The sequence below is a fragment of the bacterium genome (assembly GCA_016873475.1).
Taxonomy (GTDB): Bacteria; Krumholzibacteriota; Krumholzibacteriia; order JACNKJ01; family JACNKJ01; genus VGXI01.
This window is the reverse complement of the sequence record VGXI01000073.1, coordinates 1-13,752: the sequence shown is the minus strand read 5'-3', so window position 1 is coordinate 13,752 and position 13,752 is coordinate 1. Positions and strand designations below refer to the sequence as shown.

13 protein-coding genes are annotated in these 13,752 nt (G+C 72.6%); 1 reads left to right on the top strand and 12 read right to left on the bottom strand.

Annotated features, from left to right (window positions below; all coding sequences use genetic code 11):
• From FJ251_07780 to FJ251_07725, 12 genes are all read right to left on the bottom strand, one after another.
• Positions 1-896, bottom strand: an 896-nt coding sequence (locus tag FJ251_07780) for an NADH-quinone oxidoreductase subunit M (protein ID MBM4117633.1), incomplete at its 3' end; no start/stop codon positions are given.
• A gap of 9 nt (positions 897-905) precedes the next feature.
• A complete protein-coding gene (gene nuoL / locus FJ251_07775) occupies positions 906-2,846 on the bottom strand; it encodes an NADH-quinone oxidoreductase subunit L (GenBank protein ID MBM4117632.1) in 1,941 nt (646 codons plus the stop codon).
• Between the two features lie 2 nt (positions 2,847-2,848).
• The gene (nuoK, locus tag FJ251_07770) at positions 2,849-3,148 is read right to left on the bottom strand and encodes an NADH-quinone oxidoreductase subunit NuoK (protein MBM4117631.1); all 300 of its coding nucleotides are present in this window, start codon (positions 3,146-3,148) and stop codon (positions 2,849-2,851) included.
• Between the two features lie 13 nt (positions 3,149-3,161).
• On the bottom strand, positions 3,162-3,647 hold the full coding sequence (locus tag FJ251_07765) for an NADH-quinone oxidoreductase subunit J (GenBank protein MBM4117630.1): 486 nt from the start codon (positions 3,645-3,647) through the stop codon (positions 3,162-3,164).
• Positions 3,648-3,655: 8 nt separating this feature from the next.
• Positions 3,656-4,687 (bottom strand): NADH-quinone oxidoreductase subunit NuoH, encoded by a 1,032-nt coding sequence (gene nuoH, locus FJ251_07760; GenBank protein MBM4117629.1) that lies wholly within the window; start codon positions 4,685-4,687, stop codon positions 3,656-3,658.
• On the bottom strand, positions 4,687-5,964 hold the full coding sequence (gene nuoF, locus FJ251_07755) for an NADH-quinone oxidoreductase subunit NuoF (GenBank protein MBM4117628.1): 1,278 nt from the start codon (positions 5,962-5,964) through the stop codon (positions 4,687-4,689). Before nuoF ends, nuoH begins: the two co-directional genes overlap by 1 nt.
• Before the next feature lie 23 nt (positions 5,965-5,987).
• Entirely contained in the window at positions 5,988-6,452 is a 465-nt protein-coding gene (gene nuoE / locus FJ251_07750; GenBank protein MBM4117627.1) for an NADH-quinone oxidoreductase subunit NuoE, read from the bottom strand.
• A gap of 30 nt (positions 6,453-6,482) precedes the next feature.
• Entirely contained in the window at positions 6,483-6,974 is a 492-nt protein-coding gene (locus tag FJ251_07745; GenBank protein ID MBM4117626.1) for a hypothetical protein, read from the bottom strand.
• On the bottom strand, positions 6,961-7,389 hold the full coding sequence (locus tag FJ251_07740) for an NADH-quinone oxidoreductase subunit A (GenBank protein ID MBM4117625.1): 429 nt from the start codon (positions 7,387-7,389) through the stop codon (positions 6,961-6,963). The genes FJ251_07745 and FJ251_07740 overlap by 14 nt, the downstream gene beginning before the upstream one ends.
• A gap of 82 nt (positions 7,390-7,471) precedes the next feature.
• Positions 7,472-8,359 (bottom strand): hypothetical protein, encoded by an 888-nt coding sequence (locus FJ251_07735; protein ID MBM4117624.1) that lies wholly within the window; start codon positions 8,357-8,359, stop codon positions 7,472-7,474.
• The gene (locus FJ251_07730) at positions 8,356-11,628 is read right to left on the bottom strand and encodes a hypothetical protein (protein ID MBM4117623.1); all 3,273 of its coding nucleotides are present in this window, start codon (positions 11,626-11,628) and stop codon (positions 8,356-8,358) included. The genes FJ251_07735 and FJ251_07730 overlap by 4 nt, the downstream gene beginning before the upstream one ends.
• 36 nt (positions 11,629-11,664) lie before the next feature.
• Positions 11,665-12,765, bottom strand: a complete 1,101-nt coding sequence (locus FJ251_07725) for a hypothetical protein (GenBank protein MBM4117622.1) — start codon at positions 12,763-12,765, stop codon at positions 11,665-11,667.
• A 139-nt stretch (positions 12,766-12,904) separates the two neighbouring features.
• On the opposite strand from FJ251_07725, the gene FJ251_07720 reads away from it, so the two are divergent.
• Positions 12,905-13,513: an RNA methyltransferase gene (locus tag FJ251_07720; GenBank protein MBM4117621.1), complete on the top strand. Its 609-nt coding sequence runs from the start codon at positions 12,905-12,907 to the stop codon at positions 13,511-13,513.
• Positions 13,514-13,752 lie beyond the last annotated feature (239 nt).

Here is a 13,752-nt window from a genome sequence, read left to right as displayed (position 1 = left end):
TTGGCGACGAGGGCGCCGTAGAGGACGCCGATCACGGCCAGCGTCATGAACCAGGGCGTCAGGGTGGCGACGGCGCCGGGGAAGTAGGGCAGGCAGAAGCGCAGGAAGCCGTAGGTGCCCATCTTGAGCAGCACGCCGGCCAGGATGACGCTGCCCGCGGTCGGCGCCTCGACGTGCGCGTCCGGCAGCCAGGTGTGCAGGGGCCAGACGGGCACCTTGATCGCGAAGGCGAGCGCGAAGGCGAGGCAGGCGAGCAGCTCGGGCCGGCCGACGAGGCGCGTCGCGCTCATCGCGCCGACGTCGAAGGTCCAGATGCCGGTCGCCTGGTGGTGGTGCACGACGAGGTAGAGGATGGCCGCCAGCATCAGCAGGCTGCCGACCATCGTGTAGAGGAAGAACTTCAGCGCGGCGTAGACGCGGCGGCGGCCGCCCCAGACCCCGATCAGGAAGTACATCGGGATCAGCATCGCCTCCCAGAAGACGTAGAAGAGGAAGAGGTCGCCGGCGACGAAGACGCCGAGCAGGCCCGCCTCGACGAGGAGCAGGCAGGCGTGGTAGGCGCGCACGCGGTCGTCCACGGCGCGCCAGCCGCCGAGCACGGCCAGCGGCATGATGAAGGTCGTCAGTAGCACCAGCAGGAGGCTGATGCCGTCCACCCCCACCGTGTAGCCGATGCCCAGGCCTGGAATCCAGGGCGCCGAGCGCGCGAACTGCGGGGCCGTGTTCGCGGGGTCGAAGTGGAACCAGAGGTGCAGCGAGAGGACGAAGGTCGCCGTCGTGACGAGCAGGGTCCAGGTGCGCGCGAGCTGCGGCCGCCCGCCCGGCAGCAGGAAGAGCGCCGGGGCGGCGAGCACGGGCAGGAAGACCAGCCAGGTCAGGATCCAGGAGTCGAGCACCCTTTCCCCCTAGGCCAGCAGCCGGAGCAGGAGGACGATCACGCCCAGCACCATGAAGAAGGCGTAGGTCTGGACGTAGCCCGTCTGGAGGAGCCGCAGGACTTCGCCGCCGACGCGCACGGCCAGGCCCGAGAAGTTGACGAGGCCGTCGATGAGCAGCTCGTCGATCCAGCGCCAGAGGAAGCCCGCGAGGCGGCCCAGCGGGCGCACGACGAGGGCGTCGTAGAGCTCGTCGATGCGGTACTTGTCCGCGAGCAGGCGCTGCCAGGCGCTGGCCGGCGTCGCGAACAGGTCGCCCAGCGCGGCCGGTTTGAGGAAGCGCAGCCAGGCGACGGCGAAGCCCCCGAGCGCGACCAGCGTGGAGACGCCCATCAGCATCCACTCCGTCGCGTGGCCGAGATGACCGCCGTGCGCACCGCCCTCCAAGTGATGCAGGTCCGCGAAAACGGGCCCGAGGAAGCCGCCGAGCCAGTGCGACCCGAGCACGGGCGGCAGGCCGAGCCAGCCGCCGGCGATCGAGAGCAGCGCCAGCGCGACGAGCGGCAGGGTCATCACGCGCGGCGACTCGTGCAGGTGGGCCGCCTTCTCGGGCGCCAGGCGCGAGGCGCCGAAGAAGGTCAGGAAGAGCAGGCGGAACATGTAGTAGCTGGTCAGACCGGCCGTCAGCACGCCCATGCCCCAGAGCAGCGGCTGCGCCTGGAAGGCGGCGGCGAGGATCTCGTCCTTGCTGAAGAAGCCGGAGAGCCCGGGGAAGCCGGCGATGGCGAGCGTCGCGACGAGGAAGGTGGCGAAGGTGATCGGCAGCTGCCGGCGCAGGCCGCCCATCTTGCGGATGTCCTGCTCCTCGTGCAGGGCGTGGATCACGCTCCCGGCGCCGAGGAAGAGCAGCGCCTTGAAGAAGGCGTGCGTCAGCACGTGGAAGATGCCGGCGCCGAAGGCGGCGCTGCCCAGGCCGAGGAACATGGTGCCGAGCTGGCTCACCGTCGAGTAGGCGAGCACCTTCTTGATGTCGTTCTGCTGGGTGGCGATCGTCGCCGCGAGCAGCGCCGTCAGGGCCCCGATCCAGGCCACGGCCGCGAGCGCCACCGGCGCCAGGGCGTAGAGGACGTGGCTTCTCGCCACCATGTAGACGCCGGCCGTCACCATCGTCGCCGCGTGGATCAGCGCGCTGACCGGCGTCGGGCCGGCCATCGCGTCGGGCAGCCAGACGAAGAGCGGGATTTGGGCGCTCTTGCCCGCGGCGCCGACGAGGAGCAGCAGGCCGATCGCCGTCATCACCGCGGCGCTCGCCGGGTGGTGCAGCGCGGCCGCGAAAACGGTGTCGAAGCGCAGGCTGTGGAAGTGCGTGAAGATGAGGAAGAGCGCGATCAGGAAGCCGAAGTCGCCGATGCGGTTCACCCCGAAGGCCTTCTGGCCGGCCTGGGCGGTGGACATCGTCGCCGTGAACATGCGGTCGTACCAGAAACCGATCAGCAGGTAGGAGCACAGGCCCACGCCCTCCCAACCCACGAAGAGGACGAGGAAGTTGTCGCCCAGGACCAGGAGCAGCATCGCCAGCATGAAGAGGTTCAGGTAGGCGAAGAAACGCGGGTAGTCGCGGTCGTGCGCCATGTAGCCGATGCTGTAGACGTGGATGAGGAAGCCCACGCCCGTGACGATGAGCGCCATCGCGCTGCTGAGAGGGTCGAGCAGGAGGCTGAAGTCGACGCGCAGGTCGCCGCTGGCGATCCACTCCCAGAGCGTGATCACGAGGCGCGGCGCCTGCCCGGGCGCGGGCTCCAGGTCGCGCAGGGTCAGGAAGCCGTGCCCGGCGGCGAGGAAGGAGAAGAAGACCATCAGGGAGGCCAGGCCGCCGCTTGCGCGCAGGGAGAGCCGCCTGCCGAGCAGGGCGTTCGCCAGCACGCCCAGCAGCGGGAAGAGCAGGATCAGCGGGAAGGGCTGGAAGTCCATGCCTAGCTCCTCAGCAGGGTCGCCCGGTCGAGGTCGATGCTCGCGTGGCGCCTGAACAGCGCGATGACGAGGCCCAGGCCGATCGCCGCCTCGGCCGCGGCGACGGCCATCACGAAGAAGCAGAGCACCTGGGCGTCGAGGTCCCCGCGCAGGCGCGAGAAGGTGACCAGGGCGAGGTTGACGGCGTTGAGCATCAGCTCGATGGACATGAAGACGACGATCGCGTTGCGCCTGAGCAGCACGCCGGCGATCCCCGTGCCGAAGAGCAGGAAGCTGACGATGAGGGCGTGGTCGAGGTTGATCACGGCGCCCCTCCTATTCCCGGTGGGCCAGCGCGACCGACCCGACGATGGCGACCAAGAGCAGCACGGCGGTGATCTCGAAGGGCAGCAGGTAGTCGCCGAAGAGCCGCGCGGCGATGGCCCCCACCTCGCCGGCCGCGCCGGGCGTCGGCGCCGGCAGGCGGCGCCCCAGGTCGAGCCCGAGGAAGAGCAGCACGAGCGCGGCGCTGGCCGCCGCGTAGAGCCAGCGCACCCGGCGCGTCATGATCGGCGGCAGGTCGTCCGGCCCCAGGTTGAGCAGCATGATGACGAAGAGGAAGAGCACCATGATGGCGCCCGCGTAGACGGCGACCTGCACGGCGGCGAGGAAGAACGCGTCCATCAGGACGTAGACCCCGGCCAGGGCGAAGAAGGCCAGGACCAGGTAGAGCGCGGCGGTCAGCGGATTGCGCCGGGTGATCACGAGGAGCCCGGAGAGCACCGCGAGCGCAGCGAAGAAGTAGAAGAAGACCTCTCTCACGCGCCCTCCTAGGGCAGGTCCTTGAGCGACCAGAGACCGTAGAAGGCCAGGTTCGCCAGGGCGAGCGGCAGCATCACGCGCCAGCCCAGGCCCATCAGCTGGTCGTAGCGAAAGCGCGGCAGCGACCAGCGCACCCAAAGGAAGAGGAAGAGCCAGAGCGCGACCTTGGCGAGGAAAGTCGCCACCTGCAGCAGCGCCAGCCAGGCCGCGTTGGCCTGGAAGAAGGGCAGGGTCTCCACCCAAGGCAGGTGGTAGCCGCCGAAGAAGAGCGTCACGATCAGCGCGCTGGCCGTCATCATGTTGACGTACTCGCCGAGCATGAACATCGCGAACTTCATCGAGCTGTACTCGGTGTGGTAGCCGGCCACCAGCTCCGGCTCCGCCTCCGGCAGGTCGAAGGGCAGCCGGTTCGTCTCGGCGAAGGCGGCGATGACGAAGAGCAGGCAGCTCAGCGGCTGGCTGAGCACGAACCAGGGGTTGGCGCCCTGGTGGGCGACGATGTCGGTGAGCTTCAGCGAGCCGACGAACATGATCACGGGGATCACGGCCAGGCCCATCGCGATCTCGTAGCTGATCATCTGCGCGCTCGCGCGCAGGCTCCCGAGCAGGGCGTACTTGTTGTTGCTCGACCAGCCGCCGACCGCGATGCCGTAGACGCCCAGGCTGGCGATCGCGAAGATGAAGAGGATGCCGATCGAGAGATCGGCGACGATCAGGCGCACCTCGTGGCCGAAGACGGGCAGCGTGCCGCCGAAGGGGATCACGGCGTAGGTGAGGAGCGCCGGCGTCATCGCCAGCATCGGCGCCAGGGCGTGCAGGGCGCGGTTGGCGCCCGGCGGCGTGAAGTCCTCCTTGAGGACGAACTTGAGGCCGTCGGCGATGGGCTGCAGCAGGCCCCAGGGCCCGACGCGATTCGGCCCCAACCGCCACTGGATGAAGGCGGAGACCTTGCGCTCGGCGAGTGTCATGTAGGCGACCCCGGTCAGCACGACGAGGATGATGACCAGGATCTTCACCACGGTGATGAGCAGCTCGGCCATCAGTTCCCCTTGACCGCGGCGGCGCCGATGCGGGCCTCGAACTCGCCGGCGAACTTGCGCAGGTAGGACTCGGTCGGCATGCGCGCGGCCTCGCCGAGCGGGCAAATCGTCTTGAAGGCCATGTTGTCGCAGATGTCGAGCATCTGGGCGATCTCGCCCGCGCGCCCCCGCCCGGCGTCGAAACGGGCGAGGATCTTCTCCAGCCAGCCGCAGCCCTCGCGGCAGGGCGTGCACTGGCCGCAGGACTCGTGGTGGTAGAAGCGGATCAGGTTGAAGGCCACCCGCACCATGTCCGTCGTCTCGTCCATGACGATGACGGCGGCGCTGCCCAGCATCGACCCCGCGGCGGCCAGGCCGTCGAAGTCCAGCTTGACGTCCAGCACCTCGTCGGCCGTGAGCACCGGCGTGCTGCTGCCGCCGGGGATCACCGCCTTCAGGCGGCGCCCGTCCCGCATGCCGCCGCAGTGCTCCTCCAACAACTCGCGGAAGGTGATGCCCAGCGGCGCCTCGTAGGTCCCCGGCCGCGCCACGTGCCCGCTCACGCAGTAGAGCTTGGGCCCCGTGTTCTTCTCGCGGCCGATCGCGGCGAACCACTCGGCGCCGCGCTCGACGATGGGCGGCACGCAGCAGAGGGTCTCCACGTTGTTGATCACCGTCGGGCAGCCGTAGAGGCCGACCACGGCCGGAAAGGGCGGCTTGATGCGCGGGTAGCCGCGCTTGCCCTCGAGGCTCTCGAGCAGGGCCGTCTCCTCGCCGCAGATGTAGGCGCCGGCGCCGCGGTGGACGACGATCTCCAAGTCGAAGCCGCTGCCGTGGATGTCCCGCCCCAGGTGCCCGGCGGCCTTCGCCTCGGCGATCGCCGCCTCGAGGATGCGCGCCTCGGCGGCGTACTCGCCGCGGATGTAGATGAAGCAGTCGTGCACCCCGAGCGCGTAGCTGGCGATCGCGCAGCCCTCGATCAAGAGGTGCGGATTGTCGCGCAGCAGGACGCGGTCCTTGAAAGTGCCCGGTTCGCTCTCGTCCGCGTTGCAGACGAGATAGCGCGGCTTCGGGTTCCGGGCGGGGTCGGACAGGAAGCCCCACTTCATGCCGCAGGGGAAGCCGGCGCCGCCGCGGCCGCGCAGACCCGAGGCCTTGACCGCCTCGACGATGGCGGCCGGCGCCTGCCGGAGCGCCATCGGCAGCGCGCGGTAGCCGCCCTCGCGCGTGTAGACGCGGAGCGTGTGCGCGTCGGCCAGTCCGACGATGCGCGTGAGTACCGGTGCGAAGGCGGCCATCGTCTCCTCGCCTGGGGCGCCCCTCAGGGCAGCGCGGCCAGGATCGCGTCCAGGCCGGCGGGTGTCAGGTTCTCGTAGTAGTCCTCTCCCACCATCATCGCCGGCGCCGTGCCGCAGGCGCCGAGGCACTCCACCTCCACGAGCGTGAAGCGGCCATCCGCCGTCGTCTCGCCGGGGCCGATGCCCAGGCGCGCCTTGAGCGCTGCGCGGATCTCGAGCGATCCGCGCAGCTCGCAGCTCAGCGTCCGGCAGAGTTGGATCAGGTGCCGGCCGACCGGGCGGGTGTTGTACATCGTGTAGAAGGTGGCCACCCCTTGCACCATGGCGGGGCTGAGGCCGAGACGCTCGGCGGCCCAGGCCTGGGCGGTCGGGCTCAGCCAGCCCTCCTCGCGCTGGAGCCGGTGCAGGATGGGCAGCAGTGCCGAGCGCGGATCGGGATAGCGGGCGACGATCGCGTCGATCTCGCGCTGGATGGCTTCGGCGACCATGCCCCCTCCTTCCGTGGTCGGCGCGGCGCGCTAGCGGTTGTCGTCGTGGATCCCGCGCGTGGGCACGTCCTTGCGCAGCGGATGCCCCAGCGCGTAGTCCTCGTGCAGCAGGATGCGCCGCAGGTCCGGGTGCTCCGTGAAGCGGATGCCCATCAGATCCCAGACCTCGCGCTCGTTCCAGTCGGCCAGCGGCCAGAGGCCGGTGACGGTGGGCAGGCTGGGCCCGGCCGCGTCCTCGGCGGTGTCGGCCTGGACGCGCAGACGCTGCCCCTGCTCCAGGCTCAGCAGGTGGTAGCTGACGCGGAAGCGGGGCTGCCAGCCGAGACCGAGCCCGTCGACGCCACTGATGTCCGTGAGCATCGGGAATCCGGCCCCGCGGGCCCAGGCGAGCAGGGCAAGCAGGTCCCGGGAGCCGACGCGCAGGGTCAGCTCCCCGCGGTCCGTCTCCACGGCGAGCAGCGCGCCGCCGAACCGGGCCCGGGCCTCGGCGGCCACGCGCGCGAGCGGCTCACTCAGCCCCATCGCCCGCCCGCCGCTCGTAGAGCCCGCCGCGGTCCCAGTCCAGGGCGCCGCTGCCGAGAATGTAGAGGTAGCCGACGCCGAGAATGCCCAGGAAGATCAGCATCTCGACCAGGCCGAAGAGGCCGAGTTGCTTGAAGTGCACGGCCCAGGGATAGAGGAAGACGACCTCGATGTCGAAGATGATGAAGAGGATGGCGACGAGGTAGAACTTGACGGAGAAGCGGTCGCGGGCATCGCCGCGCGGATCCATGCCCGACTCGTAGGGCGTGAACTTGCCCGGCGCCTTCAAGCGGCGCCCCAGGTAGCGACTCGCCGCCACCATCGCCCCCGAGAGGAGCAGGGCGAGGAGGAGGAGGATGGCGATGGGGACGTAGGAGCCGGCGGCGAGGCGGTCCGCGGCGGCGAGAACGCTCATTTCGTACCTTTCATCACAATCCCCGACATAGTGTTCGGCCATCTGGGCACTGTCAATGCCAAACTCCCCGGCGCCGGCCGGCTCAGGGCAACCAGAGCAGGCGCGCGAGCGCGGCGGCGGACCCGGCCGACCAGCGCCGCTCGGCGACGCCCAGCGACTCGCTCTCCGCGTAGGCGCTCGCGACGAGCGGCAGCGAGCGACCATCGGGCGCGAAGGGACCGCTGCGCCGCAGAAGCGGCAGCGCGGCGAGGGCCGAGTCGGCGGCCGCAGGCGGCGGCGGGCCGGGACAGAGCGCGGCCAGCCGAGCAGCGCCGTCCGGCGCGCCCCAGGCCAGTCCCTCGCAGAGCAGACGCCCGAGCAGCCACTTGGCGCCGAGCAGCGCGCCAGCTCCCGGTCCCGCCGCGCGATACTCCAGCCAGTCGGCCCCCAGGAGCAGGTCGTCGCGCTCGAGCCAGCGCGGCTGGGCGTCCAGCCAGGCGGAACCGCCGAGCAGGGTCGAGTCGGAGGCGAGCAGGAACTGCTGGCCAGCCGCGCGGAGCGCGAGACCGCCCGGCAGGCGGGCGATCGCTCCTCCCGCTGGCAGCGCGCGGAGAACGGCGGGGCGCAGACGATCGCGGGCGCCGACGATGAGCCAGGCGCCGTCGGCCCGGCGGCCGCAGAGCCAGTCGCCCTGCAGCGGCTCGAGACGGAGCAGGGAGTCGGCCGCCAGGGCGGACAGCGGCAGGCCGTAGGCGGCGGCCCGCGCGCGCCAGGCGGCCCCAGCCACCGGCCAGAGCCCGGCAGGCGCGCGGCGCAGCGCCGGGCGCTCCAAGCACCAGGCCTCGAGCCCGGCGGGCAGCTGGGCGATGAGCGTCGCGCTCTCCGAGCGCCGCTCGGCGCGCTGGCGGGCGAGCGGCACGGCGATCGCGCGCAGCACGGCGAGCGCGAGTGCGATCGCGATGAGAGCGCGCAGCCAGTGCGGCAGCCTCACGGCGACTCCTGGACGGCGGGCGCCAGGCCGGCGAGGAAGCGGCTCGGCGCCTGCCGGAAGCCGCCGCGGCTCTCGACGCGGGTGAGCGTCAGCGCGCTGGCCGCGCGGGTCATCGCGACGAAGAGCAAACGGCGCTCCTCGGCGAGCTCCTCGGGGTCGCTGGAGCGCAGGGCGTAGTAGCCGGGCAGCACGTTTTCCTCGAGCCCGACGAGGTAGACGCGCTCGAACTCCAGTCCCTTCGCCGCGTGGATGGTCATCAGCTGCACGGCGTCGCCGCCCCCGGCGAGATCGGGCGCCTGGTAGAGCGCGAGGAAGTCGAGGAAGGCGGCCAGCGAGTCGCCGAGGAAGAGCTCGTCGAAGCGCGGCACCAGGGCGAGGAAGCGCTCCTCCTCGCTGCGCAGGCCCGTGAAGAGATCGGGGGCTTCGGCCGTGAGGCCCGCGGCCGCCAGCAGCGCGGCTTCCAGGCGCCGGCGAGCCGCGGCCGCCGCCTCCCCGGCGGCCGCCGCGTCGGCGGTCTCGGCAGCCGGCGCGAGGCGATCGAGCCAGCCGCTGCCACTGGCGAGCAGGCGCCGCACGCCGGCCGTGAAGAGCGCCGCGTCCTCGCGGACGAGCGCGGGCCCCGGCGCCGATTCGCCGCCGCTCAGAAGGAAGTGCGCGAGCGCCGCGGGGGCCAGCGCCTCGCGCCCGCTGCGCCGGCGCAGCGCGGCGAGCTGCTCCGCCTGCAGGCGCGCGAAGACCGCGGCCAGCGCGCGGCAGTCGGCGAGGGCGCGGTGCCTTGCCTCGGCGCGCACGCCGTAGCGGGCCACGAGGTCTTCCAGGCGGTTGCCCTCGCCGGGATGGAGCTGCCGCGCCAGCGCCAGGCTGTCGAAGATCGCGTTGCGCGGGAGCGCCAGTCCCTGCTCGCGGGCGAGCCGGCGCAGGATCGGGTAGTCGTAGTTGGCGCCGTTGTGCGCGACGAGGTCGCGCTCGCCGAGGAAGGCGAGGAAGCCCTGCAGCGCGGGGCCGGGCGGCGGCGCCGCGGCCACCATGGCGTCGGTGATGCCGTGCACGGCCGTCGCGGCGGGCGGAATCGGCCCCCGCGGGCGCAGCAGGGTCGCGAAGTGCGCGACCTCGCGGCCGTCCTCGACGCGCACGGCCGCCACCTCCACCACCTCGCAGCGCTCGCGGTCGACGCCCGTGGTCTCCAGGTCGAAGACGACGAAGTCGCGCAGCGGCCGGTGCTCGGCGCCCCGCCAGAGTTGATAGAGCCTGAAGACGAGCAGCGCGGCCGGCGCGCCCGAAGCCTCGGCCTGGACGCCCGCTCCCTGCAGGCTGAGGCGCTGGCCATCGCCGCTGAGGCGCAGGGCGTCGGCCGGCGCCGCCGCTGCGCCCGCGGGCAGCAGGCACTGCGCATGCCAGGGCTCCAGCCCGCCGCGCAGCAGATCGACGAGCAGGCCCGCAGCGGCTGGCGCGGCGGGCGTCTCGAGGAGCACGCGCCGCCCCCGGCGCAGCGCTTCGCGCAGGGCCGCGAGCAGAGCCGGCAGTCCCGGCAGCGCCGCCGGATCGCCGGGCAGCTCGCCCTCCTCGGGGTCGGCGGTCTCGAGGAAGATCTCGCGCACGAGCTGACTCAGGCCGCGCCCGGCCTGCCCGGCGCGCAGGTTGCCCAGTTGGGCGACGATGCCCTCGAGCAGCCAGGGCAGGCGCGAGAGCTGGACGAGCCGCTCACCGGCGGCCTCCGCGGCGCGGCGCCGGGCCCCCGCGTCCCCCGCCGCGGCCGTTGCGGGCAGCTCGCCGACCGCCTCGGCGTCGAGGAAGGCCGTGAGCCCGAAGCCCTCGGGGAAGGCCGTCCGCCAGGCCTGGAGCCAGGCGGCGTCGTCCGCGGCCGCGGCCCCGGCGCCGCTCTGGAAGGCCTGCCAGCGCTCGCGCGCCGCGCGCAGACGGCCGCCGCCGCGCAGGATGCGCTCGAGCCCGGCGCGCAGGGAGTCGCCCGCCTGGCGGGCGACGCGGCGCAGGAGCGCGTAGGCGCTCTCGTCGAGCCGGGCGGCGAGCAGGGTGGCGAGGGCCTCGTCGTCGCCGCCATGGCGCAGCAGGCGCAGCGTGGCGACGACGCGCCGGATGCGCTCCTGCGCGAGCAGCGCGCGACCCGAGACGAGCTCGACCGGCAAGCGCTCGGCCATCAGGCGCGTCTCCAGGTACTCGCCGATCGCGTGCTTGGGATAGAGGATCGCGATGTCGCCCCAGCGCAGGCGGCGGTCGCGGGCGCGCGCGCGGCGGATGTCGGCGGCGAGGAAGTCCGCCTCTTCGCGCTCGCTGGCGAAGGCCTCCAGGCGGAGGCTGCCGGCGCCGCCCGTGCGGCTGACGAGAGGCGGCACGGCCTCGCCGCCCGCGCGCAGCACGGCGAGCGCGCCGCTCAGGATGGTCTCCCGGTTGCGGTAGTTCTCCTCCAGACGCAGCACGAGCGGCGCGTAGTCGACCCGGTAGCGCTCGGGGTTGTGCCGGTCGGCGCCGCGCCAGGCGTAGATCGACTGCTGGTCGTCCGCGACGACGAAGCTGCTCCCCGCCTCGGGCACGAGCAGGCGCAGGAGCCGGTACTGGAGGGCGTCCGTGTCCTGGAACTCGTCGACGAGCACGCGCCGCCAGCGCGCGCGGGTCGCGGCGAGCAGCGCCGCATCGGTCTCGAGCAGCTGGCGGCTCAGGTCGAGCAGGTCGTCGAAGTCCAGCGCGCGCTCGTCCCGCAGCAGGCGCTGGTACTCGCTGAAGAGCTCCTGCTGGAGCGGGCTGAGCGCCTCGCCGCTGCGACCCGCGCGCTGGGCGCCGAAGCGGCCGAGCAGGCCGCGCAGCTCGCGCTCGTCGGGTTCGCGCCCCGCGAGACCGAGACGGCTCCAGGCGCGCTCGAGGGCGCGCAGCTGGCGCGGCTCGTCGGCGACGCTGAAATCGCGCGGCACCGGCCCCCGTCCGGCGCACCCGCGCAGCAGCTCGAGGCAGAAGTGATGGAAGGTGCCCGTGCGCAGGCGCGCCGCCTCCTCGCCCAGGTAGCGCGCGAGGCGCTCGAGCATCACGCGGGCCGCCTTGCGCGTGAAGGTGAGCGTCAGAATGGCGCCCGGATCCTCCCCCGCCACGCTGACCAGGTAGACGGCGCGGTTGACGAGGGTGCGCGTCTTGCCCGTGCCGGGCCCGGCGAGCACGAGGCAGTGCGGCGCGGCGCTGAAGACGGCCTCGCGCTGGCGCGGGTTCAGTTCGCGCTCGAGCTCGCGCCAGGGCTGGGGCAGCGGACCGCCTGCGGACGCCATGTCCCTCCTCCTCTCGCCGGCGGGGCCGCGCGGGCCTCAGTCCAGCGCCAGGCCGAGCCCGACCGGCAGCTGCGTCACCCCCAGACCGACGAGGATACGATTCTCGCGGTTCATCACCAGGAAAAAGCTGGGGCTGATCGGGCCGAGCCGCAGCAGGCCGGGGTAGAGGTTCAGGCGCAGGCGGTACTCCTTGGTGGCGGCGCCGACCAGGGAGGCGAGCAGCGAGCCGTCGCGGTCGATCCAGAGCCCACCGACCAGCGAGAGGTCGACGCCGCGGGTGCCCGCGTCCAGCTCGAGCAGGTTCTTGGCCTTGAGGCCGGCGGCCGCCGACCAGGCGAGGCCGCTGGCGCTGCGGCGCGAGAGACCGAGCTCGCCGTGGGTGCCGAAGTGGTAGAAGAGGCTCCAGCGCTCGGAGCCGGGCAGGGCCAGCTTGAAGGCGAAGTTCTGGCCGTTGTTGTGGAGCCGGCCGCCCTTGGGCAGGTAGGCCGGCTGGAAGGACCAGTCCTCCATCTGCAGGGTCTCGGCGCAGAAGCGCGCCACGCGGTCGGAGCTGAAGAGGAGGCAGCTCAGGGGGTCGAAGAGGTAGAGGTCGGCGATGGGATCCGTGGTCCAGCCGTCGTAGGCGTCCAGCTCCACCACCTCGTTGAGCACGTGGTAGGCCGTGATCGAGCCGATCGCCCACAGGCGCGGCCGCGGGAAGGCGTGCCAGCGGTACCACTCGAGCATCAGCCGGTAGCTCATGCCGCCGCCGATGAGGTGCTGCGTGTAGTTCGGCCAGTAGCGGGCCTCGGCGGTGTTGGTGCTGAAGGGGACGACTTCCTTGCGGAAGAAGTCGCCCCAGCCCTCCTGCTCGATCGCGGTGATCGGATGGCCGAGATTTCGCCGGAGGGTCCGCCAGCCGCGGGCGTAGTCCACCTCCCAGACCGCGTGGCTGCGGTTGTCCAGCTGCATGATTCCGTAGCCGCTGTTGACGATCATGCGCAGCGGCTGGACCATCGCCTCGCTGCCGTAGCGCCGGCCCTGGTAGAAGTAGTAGGGCGCGTCGGCAGCCCGTCCCGGCCGCGGCAGGAGCAGGAGGACGAGGAGCGCGAGGGCGAGGCGGCCGCCGCGCACGCCCCGCGAGGAGCCTGGAGACACGGAACCTCCCGACCGCGCCGGCCGGGCGCGGGAACGGAAGGTGTAGCAGGCGCCGCGCGCGGCGACAAGCGCCGGCCGCCGATTGCGCGCCGGGCGCCGGCGGGCTAGAGTGGCCCGCAACCCCTGCCGAGGAGTGGCCGTGGACTCGGATCCCCTGCATGCGATGTGGAAGGACCGCGCGGACGCGCCCGCCGGTCCCCGCACGCCGGTGGCCGTGCTGCTGGACAACCTGCGCAGCGCCTTCAACGTCGGCGACATCTTCCGCAGCGCCGACGCCCTGCGCCTCGAGCAGCTCTACCTCGTCGGCATCAGCGCCTTTCCCCCGAACGGCAAGCTGGAGAAGACAGCGCTCGGCACGACGGCGACGGTGCCCTGGTGCCACGACCTGCGTCTGTTCGACGCCGTCGCCCGGGCGCGCGCGGCTGGCTTCGCCCTCGTCGCCGTCGAGCGCACGCCGAGCAGCCGCTCGCTCTACGAGTGGGACGGACCCCTGCGCAGCTGCTTCGTCTTCGGCCACGAGGTGCTGGGTGTCGATCGCGAACTGCTGCGGCAGGCGGACGCCGTGCTGCATCTGCCGATGCTGGGGGTGAAGAACAGCCTCAACGTGGCTTCGAGCGCGGCCGCCGTGCTCTACCAGCACTGCGCCCGCCACGGGCTGCTGCCCGCCGGCGCCCCGCCGCTCGCGGACTGCTACCTGCCGGACCGCCGCGCGGGCGGTCCGCCGGCTCAGGGCGAGTCGCTGAAGTAGAGCGGCCAGACGGCGCCCGAGGCGTCGGGCCGGAGCACGAGTGAGTAGAGGCTGCCGCCGCCGGCCGGCGTCACGCCGTAGGCGAGGCCGACGCTGGCGCCGCGCCCGCGGGCCAGCGCGCAGGCCCGCGCGAGATTCGTGCCCCCCTCGCCCGCCGGGGTGCTTGCCCAGTCCCCCCACTGGCCGCTGGCGCCGATGCCGTTCACCTGCAGGAGGTCCCCGGCCCGCACGTCGCGCCC

Bases quoted from the DNA above. Each gene is read 5' to 3' on its own strand.
- FJ251_07730 (MBM4117623.1), bottom strand. From the start codon at position 11,628: ATGGCGTCCGCAGGCGGTCCGCTGCCCCAGCCCTGGCGCGAGCTCGAG.
- FJ251_07745 (MBM4117626.1), bottom strand. From the start codon at position 6,974: ATGGGGCTGAGTGAGCCGCTCGCGCGCGTGGCCGCCGAGGCCCGGGCC.
- nuoE (MBM4117627.1), bottom strand. From the start codon at position 6,452: ATGGTCGCCGAAGCCATCCAGCGCGAGATCGACGCGATCGTCGCCCGC.
- nuoH (MBM4117629.1), bottom strand. From the start codon at position 4,687: ATGGCCGAGCTGCTCATCACCGTGGTGAAGATCCTGGTCATCATCCTC.
- nuoF (MBM4117628.1), bottom strand. From the start codon at position 5,964: ATGGCCGCCTTCGCACCGGTACTCACGCGCATCGTCGGACTGGCCGAC.
- nuoL (MBM4117632.1), bottom strand. From the start codon at position 2,846: ATGGACTTCCAGCCCTTCCCGCTGATCCTGCTCTTCCCGCTGCTGGGC.
- FJ251_07740 (MBM4117625.1), bottom strand. From the start codon at position 7,389: ATGAGCGTTCTCGCCGCCGCGGACCGCCTCGCCGCCGGCTCCTACGTC.